This window comes from Ammoniphilus sp. CFH 90114 (genome assembly GCF_004123195.1).
GTDB lineage: Bacteria > Bacillota > Bacilli > Aneurinibacillales > RAOX-1 > YIM-78166.
The window spans coordinates 141741-154855 of record NZ_SDLI01000011.1; the positions used below are offsets into that span (position 1 = coordinate 141741).

The window sequence follows — 13115 nt, forward strand, 5'->3', positions numbered from 1 at the left end:
TTAACAATTATGTGAACCCTACACCTGAGTTGATGAGCAATTTCGAACAAAAAAAAACTGCCCCCGTGTAGTCGGTATCACCGACTAGAGGAGCAGCCTCCTATTATTGAGCTTCGTTCTTCTTGCTTTCTTGCGTTAGGTACTTGTCTGGAGAAACTGGTGTTCCGTTTTCTCTCACTTCAAAGTGGAGGTGGACTCCTAGATCTTTTTCAAAGACATTACGACCCGCTTTACCCAGCATAGCTCCTTGCTCTACTTCATCGCCTGCTGCAACTTGTAGATCTTCTAAGCTCTGGTAGACAGTAGTTAATCCATCTGCGTGCTCAAGTTCAACAAGAAAGCCGACCATTGGGTCTTTTTCCGCCTTGGTTACTTTTCCTGGAAGGGCTGCTGTGACATCGAAAGTCTGTCCTTCCTTTGTCGCTAGATCTATTCCAGTGTGCGGCCAATAAGAGTCTTCATATTGGATGAGCGCAGCGGCTTTTACATCGTCCTCAGCGGCTTCATCATAAAAATTCATCACGACATCAAATTCTGTTCCTTCGGCTACAGGCCAACCCATTCCTTGCTCATGTGCATTCACAGGTACGGCATCTTCGGCATCTGGTGTCATAGCAATTGGTGCTGGTTCTGTATTCTCTTGCCCCATGCTGATCTCAGGCATCAGATCCTTCTGATCAAGAGAGTAATCTCTTGTGTCCTGATACCACATGATTAAAGCAAGGATAAGTGCTGCTGCCCCCATGTAGATGGCTGGGAATGTCCATTTCTTACTGAAGAACGCCTTCCACCCTGACTTTGTTGGTGGTTGGATTGGTTGTTTTTGTTCTCCATTCATTTATCATCACCTCATCAACAATCTTCTCCAGATCTTGTGAAGTTTAAACCTAGGGCGTGCGCAAATCCTAAAAATTTATGCATGGAATTTCGACGAAATCCGTTCATTTTTCTAAATAAATTCATTCGTGTTTTTACAAATTTTACAAATTTATTTTTTTATAATGGAATTACGTATGATTTGGACAAGCTTCAATTACCTACTGGGAGGGTTCAATGATGGAAAAGATAAAAATTGTTTTGCTATGTTTAGTACTAGGAGGGGGCATTGGTCTGTTCCCCTTATTGACGGAGGAAAAAGCAACAACCACGATTATCGGGGCCCAAGCTTCACAAGAAGAAAAAAGCATGAAAATCGAACTCGACAAGCGACAAGTTTGGGTAAATGATCAATGGGTGCCTGGGGATGTATTTTTACTAGATGGACGAACCTATATCCCCACACGCTCACTTGAGGCATGGGGAGCAGAAATCCGCTACGATTCAAACGGGCGTCTGGTGGAGATAAAGATGAGATAGCCTGCAAATAAACACACTGAAGTTGCAAATATCCACACTAAAATTGCAAATAAGGCCCCCACACTCCACCGTGGGGACCTTCCTATTATTTCTTCTCCAACGCCTCTCGAATCCTACCGCCCACCTGATCAAGCTGCTTACAAGCTTCCTCCGCAGAAATGCCCTTGAGCTTCATCAGAATTCCAACGCGAGCGTCTCCCTGTGCTTGTTCAGCTAATTCCGTTGCTTCCGCATAGGTACAATCCGTAGCATCAACAATAATTTTCTTCACACGTTCCTCTAACTTTCCATTCGTCGCTTGCACGTTCACCATCAAATTTCCATATACCTTCCCCATGCGAACCATGGAGGCTGTCGTTAACATATTAAGGACCATTTTCTGAGCCGTCCCGGCCTTCAGCCTTGTCGATCCTGTTACTACTTCAGGACCAACGACAGGAGCAATGTCTACATCAACTAAAGCGCCTAGCGCTGAACCTGGATTACAGGATAAAGCCACCGTCTTAGCCCCGCGTTTCCTCGCCTCTTCTAGAGCCCCAAGGACATAAGGAGTCCGCCCGCTGGCGGCGATGCCCACAACCACGTCCCTAGCACACACACCGACCTTTTCCACATCTTCTCGCCCTAATTCTGGTTCATCCTCTGCCCCTTCAATGGCCTCCACCAGGGCGCTCATTCCACCAGCGATCACGCCTTGAACGAGAGAAGGCTCGGTGCCAAAGGTAGGAGGACATTCAGCAGCATCAAGCATTCCTAAGCGACCGCTCGTTCCGGCACCAAAATAGAAGAGACGACCTCCGTTTTCAAAGGATTCTACGATTAAATCTACTGCTTTCGTTACAGATTCTAGTTCTTGTTCAACAGCAAGAGCTACCTTTTTATCCTCTTCATTGAGCTTTTTTACGATCTCTGAAGTCGGAAGGGCATCTAGGTTTTCTGTGTCAGGATTCCGCCATTCCGTTAGCAATTCATTTAGTTTTTCCGTCATGATTGCACACCCTCTCCTAAAAGCGCCCAGCTTTCGGTCATATTCTGTTTCACTGCACGGTCAAGCGTCACACCACCGGTTTGCAGAGCCATAATAAGAGCCCCAACAGACGGCGGAAACGAAGGCTTCTCAACCGAATAACCAAGATCACTTAATTGATTCATAACCTTTTCCCGCAGCAACGTGCCCTCCCCTAGCAAACCTCCAGCCAATACAATCGGTAAAGATTCCACCATCACACGGCTGCATGCCACCACTAATTCTACGAGGTCCTGAGCCGCTTGTTGAACAATCTCAAGTGCTACCTCATCCCCTTGTTCAGCCGCTTGAAGGACAAGCGGTCCGACTTCTGCCATCAGCTTGCGCGGGTTCTCTGACGCATGAATAAAAGAGACCACTTCCGTCGCTTCTTGAATTCCATATAAAGAGAAAACAAGCGACGTTAACTGTGTTTCTTTCCCTCTACCATCAAAGGCTCGTAGAATCGCCCTTAGCGCTTCCTGACCAAGAATAAACCCACTTCCTTCATCACCTAACAGCCATCCCCATCCCCCGACCCGATAACGTTCACCCGTTGTGGAGACTCCATAGGCGATAGATCCCGTGCCTGCAATTAAAACCATTCCCGGCCGTCCCCATGTTCCAGCATAGAGAGCTGTCACAGCATCATTATCCACCTGGACTCGCCCAGGATACGCTTCTTGTAACCCCTCAAGCAATAAGTCCCTCTCTCGAGGACGACCCGCACCCGCTAAACCTAGGAAGACCGATTGCACCTGTTCGGACGTTCCCCCCACTTGATCTAGCAGGTCCTGACAAACCTTTTTTAACGTATGAATGACTTCTGGAAGAGGCCTGGAATTCATATTCGAAGAATCCCCGCGAACGACGGCTCGAATCTGACCTTCACGATCCGACAATACCCCGCGTGTACTTGTGCCCCCGCCATCCACTCCAATAAACCACTGTTTATTTAACGGCACCGGCAGTCAATCCTTCCATGAATTGCTTCGAGGCCAGCAGGAATACAATAATCATCGGAAGAGCGGACAACGTCAAGCCGGAAAACAGCATGCTCCAATCCGCTTCATATTCCCCAAACATCCCAAGCATTCCCACGGGAATCGTCTTCCTCGCATCCTCTTGAACAAAAATAAGAGGGAAAAAGAAATCGTTCCAAGCCTGGATAAAGTTAATAATCATCACCGTACCTAGAGCTGGACGGATTAACGGCAGCAAAATCTTATAGAAAACTTGAAAATGACTGCAACCATCAATTCGAGCGGCTTCTTCTAGCTCCACCGGCAGCGTGCGGAAGAAACCAGTCAAAATAAAGACAGAGATTGGAATTCCACTTGCCGTATAGATGAGAATCAACGACCAGAGCGAATTAATTAACCCTAGATTCTTCATTAAGATAAATAAAGGAACAATCCCAAGCTTAATCGGAATCATCAATCCGATAAGGAAGAAAAAGTAGAGGGCTCCAGTCCACTTATAAGAAAAACGAGATAAATAGAACGCCGCCATCGCTGAGCTAATTAAGATTAAAACAACGGACACAACGCTCACGATTAAACTGTTTATCATAAACTGGGAAAACGGAACCGATTCCCACAACTTACGATAGGGATCCAAGCTTAAGCTTTTCGGAAGACCCAAGGGGTTTGTGAAGATTTCTGCATTCGTTTTAAACGAAGAGCTTACCATGAGAAAAATCGGGTAGAGCGCCACCAGAGAAAAAAGGTAAGCTACTAGATATTGCATGGATTTTACACCTATACTCGTCTTCATCTTAGTGCTGCACCTCCCGCTTTCTCATGAAGTGTAAGGACAAGGCTGATATGGATGCCACGATAAAGAATAGAACGACCGCCAACGCCGAACCAAGGCCAATTGACGTCGAATCGGCCCCCCCCGATCCGCCGAAGGCCAATCGATAGAAGTACACCGCCATAGTATCCGTGGAAAAATAAGGTTCCCCTTGAGATCCTTGCATCGCATAGACCAGTTCAAAAGCCTCAAAAGACTGAATGAAGGTCAACACGGTCATAATCGTAATGGCCGGCATACACATAGGCAAAATGATTTGAAATAATAGTCTCGGTCCACTCGCCCCATCCAATCGTGCGGCCTCAATAACTTCTTCCGGAATGGATTGCAATCCAGCTAGGAAAATCAACACCGCAAAACCAATCCCGAACCAACTGTTCACTAAAATAATCGAAAGAAGAGCGGTATCCGGATCGCCAAGCCAAGGCCTAGCCCATGATTCTAAACCTAGCTTAGCTAGCAAGGTATTGAGAGCTCCGAAATTCGGGTTTAAGATCAACTTCCACATAAATCCAACAATAATGACGGACAAGAGTCGAGGCATGAAGTAAGCCACCTTCAGAAACTCCGAGCCACGAATCTTACGATAGAGAATATAGGCCAAGGCAAAACCGATCCCATTTTGCACGATCATCTCGACAATAAAGTAAATCACATTGTGTGAAAAAGCATTCCAGAACATTTTATTAAAAGGCTCTACCGTAAATAGCTTTACAAAATTCTCTAGCCCCACAAAATCCCCTTTAGCAATGCCCTTCCACTCATACAAGCTATAAGTAAAAGCAGAAAAAATCGGGTATACCACGAAGAGAAAATAAACGAGGAGAGCCGGCAGAGGAAACAAGTGGATAAGATGTCTAGTCCATTTCTTTTCGCGTTTAGCTGGTTTGACAATTGGCATATTCGTCTCCAATTTACTACTCATAAGTTTCACCTATCTTCATCGTAAACTTGGGGTTTAGTCTAGCTCCAGGTGCTGGGTAATAAGCGGAAATTTTCCCGTTATTTCATCAATCTGGTCAAACTAGGCTAAAATAAGCGGAGGTTTTCCCGTTATCTTGCTTCGAACAGGCTTTTTGCGAGCATTTTGGGTAAATAAGCGGAATTCATTCCCTTATTCTGGTCCAAAACCCTCTACTTTTAAAAATAAGCGGAATTTCTCCTTCTATTTTCTAAAATAAAGGAGTAAAACCTATAGCGTTTTACTCCTCCTCTTGAATTCCTATTTCTTAAATGGTTCGAACCAAGTTTCTGCAGACTTCTGAACCGCATCTACCACTTGCTCAGGCGTTAATTGATCTAAGAACATTCCTTGCAGGGAGTTCTCGATTGTAGCCTTTGTCGTTGGATCTCCTTGGTTGAAGTTTACGACCATCAAGTATGGAGAAGAACTCTTCTGAGACCATTCTGCCATCTTGTTTACGAGTGGCTCATCCACCGTTACACCGGGAAGAGCAGGAATACGCTTGAACTCGTTAGCAAACACTTCCCCAAACTTCTTCGTCGTCATAAACTCCATGAACTTCATGGCTTCAGCCTTGTGAGGAGACTTCGCGTTCACTCCGTATGAACCGTCAACCCAAGTCGTAATCACCGCTTCCCCATTCTCCATAGGCATAGGGAAGAAATCAAGAGCTAAATCAGGGTTCATCTTTTGCAGGACTTCAAGCTCGAAGCTTCCGTGAATATACATAGCCGCCTTGCCGGTAAAGAACAAAGTACGGATATCATTTCCGTCTAATCCTGTGTAATTATCAGGGAAATAGGCAGAAAGCTCCTTCAAACGTTCAATAGATTTTGCGAATTCTGCGCTCTTAAAGTCCTTTTCCCCTTTAAGTAGAGGATCGACGAATTCCTTCGCATTATAAGTACCTGGTGCGATTACCCCATGAGTCAAAGAAAGCAACCAGCCTTCCTTCGATCCGAACGCAAAAGGAGTAACACCTTTATCTTTCAACGTCTTCGCTGTTGTAATCAATTCATCCCAAGTCTTCGGCTCGGTTAAGCCATTTTCTTCGAAAATCTTCTTATTATAGTAGACTTGAGTAGAGTTCAACGAGAGTGGAACTCCATAAACCTTACCATCCTTAGCTGTTGCAGCTGCCATAACATCTGGAGCAAACTCCTTTATACCCGCAATGCCATCAACTGGCTCAAGATACCCTGCGTCTGCTAAAGACATCCCCGCTTGATAAGGGCGGAGCTGCATAATGTCCGGCCCACTGTCACTCTGAAGAGCTGTATTTAGAATCGTGTTATACTCTGTGGCTTTAAAAGGTTTAAACTCAATCTTAATTCCTGGGTTTTCCTCTTCAAAGGCTGCAATCACCTTCTTATATCCGTCCGTATCTTCTACACGCCAGCTGTGCATGGAAAGAACCACTTGCTCTTGCTTCGGTGCCTCCTGCTTCGGCTGTTCCGCTGGCTGTTGATTCGGTTGGCTTGTTTCACTCGTCGAACCGCCGCATCCGCTCAAAATAAGGGAAGACATCAACAGCATGGAACCGATGGAACTCATTAGCTTTTTCATCGTTCTTGTTACCCCCTAATGATTAATTACAATCCTGGTCCTCCTGGAGTTATCTATCTATCTCCTAAGGACCGCTTCGTGCGACTAACGGCCATTCTCGTCTTGTCCAATAACGGAATGACTTCTTCCTGCCTTTGGCTCGCCATAGCAATAAACACAATATCAATAACATTCAGCTGAGCAATCCTCGAGGCCATCGCCCCCGTCCGGATACTCTTCTCGACAGAGCTCGTAAACAACTTGATGTCTGCCAGATCCGAAACCGGGTTGGATCCAAACTTCGTAAGCGTTATCACTTTAGCCCCTTGCTTCTTCGCCTCGGTAATCGACTGGATGATATCCTCCGTCTGTCCCGAGTAAGAGATCCCGAACACCACATCTTGTTCCTTCAGATTCACCGCTGAAGTTAACTGAGCATGAAAGTCGGAATACGATTCACACCAGAGATTGATCCGATGAAGCTTCTGTCTCAAATCATAGGCAATGACCGCCGATGCCCCTACGCCATAAATATCGATCTTACGAGCTTGAAGCAAGGCCTCTGCAGCTTCCTCCACCGATTCAGGAGAGAGCACGGAAATGGTATCTTGGATCGACTGCATATTATTGCTGCTTACAGAATGAATGATGGAAGAAGTCGATCCATCCATTCCAATCTCCTGATACTTCTCCTGCATATTGCCCATGGTAAGATCGCCGGCTATTCTCAGCTTTAATTCTTGATATCCTGTCATATTAAGCGAACGAGAGAGACGAATGACCGTAGCGTCGGATACTTCACTAAGCTCCGCCAGCTTCTGCACAGAAAGCTTGACGACTTCATGCGGGTGATCCAAGATAAATTGTGCCACCTTCCTCTCGGACGGTTTCAATTCATCGAGCATCGCCCTTAAGCTTACTAAACCACCGTTCATTGTCATCCACTCCATGTAATTTCCTACTACTTACATTTTATGTCGCATTATTTCTCAAGTCAACAAATATTTATAAAATTTTGTTACATTTACCTCAAAAGAAAAAACGTCCTACCTGTTTGGACGCTTTATTATATATGCGGTATAACGACTCACATTTTTCCAACCATTAAAAAGGCCCTAACCTCTTCAACCGTTAACCCTAACTCCATCGCTTCTCGAATCAATTCTACCCATTCTTGGTCTACAACAAACTGCTGTGTACACAAAACCCTTCCCTCCTGGTTCCTTCAGTTTGGTCTGCGTGCCCTAGCCAGTATCGTTATCAACAGGATTAACACTATCCACATGGTCTTAATAGGTCCATTATACCATCCATAGAATAATATGTATGTCGAAAGGAGGGGGAACAACCTAAAGTTTTGCTAAAGAAAAAACACAGGTAGCTAATTAATATAACAAATACTTGCTACGAACCTCTTTAAACTGCTCTAACTCTGGTTGCCAACGATTGCTGATTTCCTCTACTGATTTTCCTTGCTTGATATCTTCCACCACCCAATTATTCCCGATCAAATGGTTAAAGAACGACGAAAACTTTACTTCACTTGGATACAAATCATAAATCGCCTTTACGATGGCAATCCCTGTCTCTACAGATCGGTAAGCATCGCGATCCGTTACATGGATCTGAATTCCACCAGATAACTTACCCGAATGCTTCGAGAACTGTGGAGTAAAGGACGTCGCACGGAACTGCACTCCTGGCATCTGCATGTCATTTAATCTTTTCGCTAAATGGGTCCCATTAATTGCTGGAGCCCCAATGAACTCAAATGGTTTCACCGTTCCCCGCCCTTCAGAAACAGCGGTTCCCTCCATAAGAGCCGCACCTGGATAGACAATCGCCGTATCTAGAGTAGGCATGTTAGGGGATGGTAAAACCCAGTGAAGCGGTGTTTCGTCATAATAGCTGTCGCGCTCCCATCCTTCCATTTTTACCACCGTTAAGTCACAACCAATACCAAACTCCTCATTAAACAATTGCGCTAATTCCCCAGCTGTCATCCCGTGACGAAGCGGAATTTCATAGAGACCGATAAAGGATGAAAACTTAGAATCCAACACAGGCCCTTCTACCTTTTCTCCACCTAGCGGATTAGGACGGTCAAGCACGATGAACGGAATATTGTTTTCTTTTGCTGCTTCCATCGCATAAGCCATGGTATAGATATACGTATAGAAACGTGTCCCTACGTCTTGAATGTCAAACAATAAGACCTCAATATCCTCTAGCATTTGAGGCGTAGGCTTGCGAGTTTTTCCATACAAACTGTACACAGGTAAGTTCGTTTCCTCATCTACATAGAACTCTACATACTTCCCTGCTTGAGCATCTCCTCGAACCCCATGCTCTGGTCCATACAAGGCTCTCAACTCTACTTCAGGGTGTTTATAGACGATATCTACAATACTATTTAGATTCTGATCCACCCCAGTTGGGTTGGTAATTAATCCGACCCTCTTCCCCTTGATCAGGTCCATTTGCTCCTCAAGGAGGACATCTACCCCTAATTTAAAATGTTTTGGATACCCTACCTTCTTAACCGGATTATCAATCAAGCCGGGTGGAGGAAAAGAGGGTGCTGCTCCCCCTACGGAAAAGATCGAAAACATCATCACCGCAGTTAAAACGACACTCGCAAACTTTTTCATGCTTGTTTCTCCTCTTTTCTTCCCTAATATCTTAGACCATGATCGTATGGATACAGAACTCCACCATCATAGCTTGGAATGGTAACCGGAAGCTTGCCTGTGGGTTCCTTTTTCCCGAATAACACGTCAACAGCAGCCTGAGTACTCGCAGGTCGGAAGCTGTATTGAACCACATAAGCATCTACTTCATTCGAGTAGGCCATAATGTCATACGGATTGCGGATGCCTAGTGCAATGACAGGTGCGCTAACCGCCTCATTTATCTCTTTAACCAGTGCCATTTGGGCATGGGTAGGCATACGACCAGACACGTTCGAGGTGACTGTACCAATGATCACCGTATCAGCCTTCTTAATCTCATCCCACTGGGCAGCCGTCGGCTTGTACGAGCTAGTCAACTTCACTTGAACGGCATTGCTTTGATGCTTTTTCACCGCCGTATACAAGTCATCAAAATAGGAGGAGCCTACAACCACCACTTTGTTTTCCTCATCTTGTTGAAGGGGAAGAACCCCGTCATTTTTAACCAAGGTTACAGAACGTGCAGCCGTTTCGACTTCTAACGCTTTATGCTCAACTGAACCGACAATATCCAAGGCCTTTTCAATATGCTCAGAAATGGACATCGGGGATTCTTCCTTCACAATGCCTCGCTTTACTTTGAGGGTCAAAATTCGCTCAACGGATGCATCTAATTGATCTTCCGTAATTTCCCCCGCTCGAACCGCTTCATAAAGCCCTTCAGCTACTTCTTCAAGCCCTACTGGCATTAAAATGATATCCGCTCCCGCCCTTACTGCACGGACAGCTGCGTCGACGGGTCCGAAGTGATCCGAGATTGCCTTCATATCCATCGCATCCGTAGAGATCACTCCTTGGAATCCCATTTCTTCACGCATAAGTTCAGTCAAAACAAGGCGAGATAATGTAGCCGGGACAGCGATCTCTTTTCCATCTAATTTGGAGACAGCCTTAGTTCCGTCTATCTTCGGAAAGGTCACATGAGCTGTCATAATCGCATCAATGCCACCTTCCATCGCCTTTTGGAAAGGGTACAATTCCATCTCTTTTAGACGAGCTTTATCATGTGGTACTTCAGCAATACCTAAGTGCGAATCTACAGTAGTATCTCCATGTCCAGGGAAGTGCTTCGCCGTAGCTGCTACCCCCGCGCTCTGCAATCCCTGAATATAGGCTGTCCCATGTTCAGCTACGAGGGCCGGATTTTCTCCGAAGGAACGGACACCAATCACCGGATTGTCAGGATTATTATTCACATCCATAATCGGAGCAAAGTTCGTATTAATACCAAGGACACTCAATTCCTCCCCAATGGCTTTTCCTATTCGATAAGAAAGTTCTGGGTCTCTTGCCGCTCCTAAAGCCATACTTCCTGGAAAATCGGTTCCTGACTGTAGACGAGTGACGATACCACCTTCCTGATCAATGGTAATCAACAACCCAAATTTCTCGGACGCTTTCTGATAATAATAGATTAATCTAGCGGTTTGTTCTGTCGTCACAACGTTCTCACTAAACAAGATCACGCCACCCAAATGGTACTTCTTCACTAGAGCCTCAATTTGCGGTAGCATCTCTGTTACATTTTTCCCACTGAAGGTACGGAAATCGGGCATAAGCATCTGACCGACTTTCTCTTCCATGCTCAATTGATGGAGAGCGCGTTGGATTACATCATAACGCTCTCCCTCTTCTTTCACGATCTTTGTCGTTACATTCTTCGTCTTTGGGTCTAGCTTGTATTCTAGAGCAATACGATCGGAATAGACTCCGTCTGTTACAGTGACATAGGTTCTTCCATTTTGTCCGCTAAAGGTCACCCATCCCTGTTGATCTACTTCCGCAACGTTTACATTAGAGGAATCCCAGCTTAATCCCGTGCTAGCTTTTGTAAAGTATCCTCCATCATGCAGATGAACAGCCACAAGCTGTATACGCTCATCATCCAACTGCGGCTCCGCTTGAGGAATGTTCTGGAAAATAATTAAATCACCTCCTGTTGCTGAAGCTCCAAGAGCGAATAACTGGGAAACCATTAGGGTTAAGGTGATTACCATAAACGACTTTAGCCAATTCGATTGTTTCCTCCGCATAGGATGGTAGGGCTCCTCTCCTCTTTATGATTTTGGAAAACTAGTCCTTCCGTATCTCCCAAGTATCACTTGTCATTACAGGTTGGACAGTTTCTCCATCAGAGTTCATTTTTACGTTTTGAATGTACCAACCTCTTCCATTGCCCGAGTATTGCGTATCCGTTTTGTACCGGAAACGTACCCACTTTGCCCCCTTAGGAAGCTCAACTTGAAGGGTTGTCCACCCTCCGCTCCCTCCGTTAAGACAGGGGAAAATGAGCGACCAAGTTTTTTCATCTGATGACACCTCGATATACCCTGCATCATCCGTCGTTTGGATTTGATACCAGGTATCGAAGGATAAGGTGACTGTTTCACCTCCGGGAACCTCCGCTTGAAGAATGTTTTCTATCTGATCGCCATAACCGGAGAACCAAGCACCCTCTTTTCCAGAGATGGTTACCGGAATGGCATCCGCTGCTAAGCGAGCAACTTCTCTACGTGTAAAGTTCGTAGAAATCGTATTCCGAGAAGGATGAACCCGATTGGTTAGGAGAATGACCACCGTCTCGTTATTCGGGCTAACGACGAGCGACGTCCCCGTATAACCGGTATGACCATAAGTTCGTGGGTCTGACAGGGCATCCATATACCAGCCCAACTGAACTTCATACCCTAATCCATGCCCATTCTGTGGGAATTGCGGAATTTGATTCTCTGTCAAAAGCTTCACCGTCTCCGGCTTTAGAATACGGGTCCCTCCATACTTCCCGTCGTTTAACATCATGTGGGAAAAGATCGCTAAGTCATGGGCGGTAGAGAAGACTCCGGCATGACCGGCTACTCCGTCTAGTGACCAGGCATTTTCATCATGAACCTCACCCCATACCATTCCTCTACCTGTCCATGGCTGGTATTCGGTGGCCGCGATTCTTGGCTTTAATTCCGCAGGTGGGTTGTACATGGTATCTTTCATTCCGAGAGGATCTGTAATGGTCTCTTTCACATACTCGTCCAACCCTTTTCCTGCCAACCTCTCCACTAGAGCCCCTAAAATCATCATATTCATATCACTATATGTGTAGGCTTTCCCCGGTGGGTTGGAAAGCGGGATTTTCAAGGCAATTTGAATTCGCTCCTCCCGACTCGCGCCTCTTTGATAGAGCGGGATTGATGCAGGCAACCCTGACGTATGAGTGAGTAATTGTTGAATGGTAACAGTTGTTTTTCCATTTTCCCCAAATTCCGGAATATATTTCGCTACAGGATCATCTAATTGAAATTTTCCTTCTTCATAGAGCTTGAGTACGGCCGTGGACGTAATCACCTTGCTAACCGAAGCTAAATCAAAAATGGTGTCTTTTTGCATATCCAATAATTCTTCTGCCGGAGTGAAGATGTCATCCGCATACTGTACTGCCCGCCCATAAGCTTCGTGCTTAACAATCGAACCTTTCCTTGCCACCAACACCACTGCCCCCGGAAGTGCGCCCTCGGCTATGGCTTGCTCGATCACTTCATCTATTTGATCAAGCGGCTCTTGGCGCATACCCGCTAACTGAGCAGAGCCTGGGTGGACGACCGCACTCAAAGGCCCTGGCTGATTCCACGTAAACCGAGGATGGAAAAGAGGGGCATTCCCTTTAGCTAAACCGATGCCCGAAACAAGCAAGCTAGCTCCTAAT

12 protein-coding genes are annotated in these 13115 nt (G+C 45.7%); 1 reads left to right on the top strand and 11 read right to left on the bottom strand.

Annotation, left to right across the window (positions count from 1 at the left end; translation table 11 throughout):
• Positions 1-103: 103 nt before the first annotated feature.
• Positions 104-838 (bottom strand): M23 family metallopeptidase, encoded by a 735-nt coding sequence (locus EIZ39_RS21040; RefSeq protein WP_129202541.1) that lies wholly within the window; start codon positions 836-838, stop codon positions 104-106.
• 215 nt (positions 839-1053) lie between these two features.
• Here EIZ39_RS21040 and EIZ39_RS21045 point away from each other — a divergent pair, with 215 nt between their 5' ends.
• Positions 1054-1356: a stalk domain-containing protein gene (locus EIZ39_RS21045; protein ID WP_129202543.1), complete on the top strand. Its 303-nt coding sequence runs from the start codon at positions 1054-1056 to the stop codon at positions 1354-1356.
• A gap of 85 nt (positions 1357-1441) precedes the next feature.
• On the opposite strand, the gene murQ is transcribed toward EIZ39_RS21045, so the two are convergent.
• The 10 genes from murQ to EIZ39_RS21095 form a co-directional block, all read right to left on the bottom strand.
• Positions 1442-2344: an N-acetylmuramic acid 6-phosphate etherase gene (murQ, locus tag EIZ39_RS21050; RefSeq protein ID WP_129202545.1), complete on the bottom strand. Its 903-nt coding sequence runs from the start codon at positions 2342-2344 to the stop codon at positions 1442-1444.
• Positions 2341-3327, bottom strand: coding sequence for an N-acetylglucosamine kinase (locus EIZ39_RS21055; protein WP_164985226.1), 987 nt, complete (start codon positions 3325-3327; stop codon positions 2341-2343). The genes murQ and EIZ39_RS21055 overlap by 4 nt, the downstream gene beginning before the upstream one ends.
• Complete coding sequence (locus EIZ39_RS21060) at positions 3314-4138, bottom strand: carbohydrate ABC transporter permease (RefSeq protein WP_129202550.1); 825 nt, start codon at positions 4136-4138, stop codon at positions 3314-3316. The genes EIZ39_RS21055 and EIZ39_RS21060 overlap by 14 nt, the downstream gene beginning before the upstream one ends.
• A 1-nt stretch (position 4139) precedes the next feature.
• Positions 4140-5078: a carbohydrate ABC transporter permease gene (locus EIZ39_RS21065; RefSeq protein ID WP_164985229.1), complete on the bottom strand. Its 939-nt coding sequence runs from the start codon at positions 5076-5078 to the stop codon at positions 4140-4142.
• A 321-nt stretch (positions 5079-5399) separates the two neighbouring features.
• Positions 5400-6707: an ABC transporter substrate-binding protein gene (locus EIZ39_RS21070; protein WP_129202554.1), complete on the bottom strand. Its 1308-nt coding sequence runs from the start codon at positions 6705-6707 to the stop codon at positions 5400-5402.
• Positions 6708-6760: 53 nt separating this feature from the next.
• Entirely contained in the window at positions 6761-7636 is an 876-nt protein-coding gene (locus EIZ39_RS21075; RefSeq protein WP_240675893.1) for a MurR/RpiR family transcriptional regulator, read from the bottom strand.
• A 137-nt stretch (positions 7637-7773) separates the two neighbouring features.
• Positions 7774-7890, bottom strand: coding sequence for an anti-repressor SinI family protein (locus tag EIZ39_RS21080; protein WP_129202556.1), 117 nt, complete (start codon positions 7888-7890; stop codon positions 7774-7776).
• Positions 7891-8071: 181 nt separating this feature from the next.
• The gene (locus EIZ39_RS21085; RefSeq protein ID WP_129202558.1) at positions 8072-9337 is read right to left on the bottom strand and encodes an exo-beta-N-acetylmuramidase NamZ family protein; all 1266 of its coding nucleotides are present in this window, start codon (positions 9335-9337) and stop codon (positions 8072-8074) included.
• Positions 9338-9360: 23 nt separating this feature from the next.
• Positions 9361-11451 (bottom strand): glycoside hydrolase family 3 protein, encoded by a 2091-nt coding sequence (locus tag EIZ39_RS21090; RefSeq protein ID WP_129202560.1) that lies wholly within the window; start codon positions 11449-11451, stop codon positions 9361-9363.
• 40 nt (positions 11452-11491) lie between these two features.
• The gene (locus EIZ39_RS21095; protein WP_483296063.1) at positions 11492-13087 is read right to left on the bottom strand and encodes a serine hydrolase domain-containing protein; all 1596 of its coding nucleotides are present in this window, start codon (positions 13085-13087) and stop codon (positions 11492-11494) included.
• Positions 13088-13115 lie beyond the last annotated feature (28 nt).

What these genes read in the sequence shown, in the direction of transcription:
- EIZ39_RS21040 (WP_129202541.1), bottom strand. Translation starts at nt 838, where the DNA reads ATGAATGGAGAACAAAAACAACCAATCCAACCACCAACAAAGTCAGGG.
- EIZ39_RS21045 (WP_129202543.1), top strand. Translation starts at nt 1,054, where the DNA reads ATGATGGAAAAGATAAAAATTGTTTTGCTATGTTTAGTACTAGGAGGG.
- murQ (WP_129202545.1), bottom strand. Translation starts at nt 2,344, where the DNA reads ATGACGGAAAAACTAAATGAATTGCTAACGGAATGGCGGAATCCTGAC.
- EIZ39_RS21060 (WP_129202550.1), bottom strand. Translation starts at nt 4,138, where the DNA reads ATGAAGACGAGTATAGGTGTAAAATCCATGCAATATCTAGTAGCTTAC.
- EIZ39_RS21065 (WP_164985229.1), bottom strand. Translation starts at nt 5,078, where the DNA reads ATGCCAATTGTCAAACCAGCTAAACGCGAAAAGAAATGGACTAGACAT.
- EIZ39_RS21070 (WP_129202554.1), bottom strand. Translation starts at nt 6,707, where the DNA reads ATGAAAAAGCTAATGAGTTCCATCGGTTCCATGCTGTTGATGTCTTCC.
- EIZ39_RS21075 (WP_240675893.1), bottom strand. Translation starts at nt 7,636, where the DNA reads ATGGAGTGGATGACAATGAACGGTGGTTTAGTAAGCTTAAGGGCGATG.
- EIZ39_RS21085 (WP_129202558.1), bottom strand. Translation starts at nt 9,337, where the DNA reads ATGAAAAAGTTTGCGAGTGTCGTTTTAACTGCGGTGATGATGTTTTCG.
- EIZ39_RS21090 (WP_129202560.1), bottom strand. Translation starts at nt 11,451, where the DNA reads ATGCGGAGGAAACAATCGAATTGGCTAAAGTCGTTTATGGTAATCACC.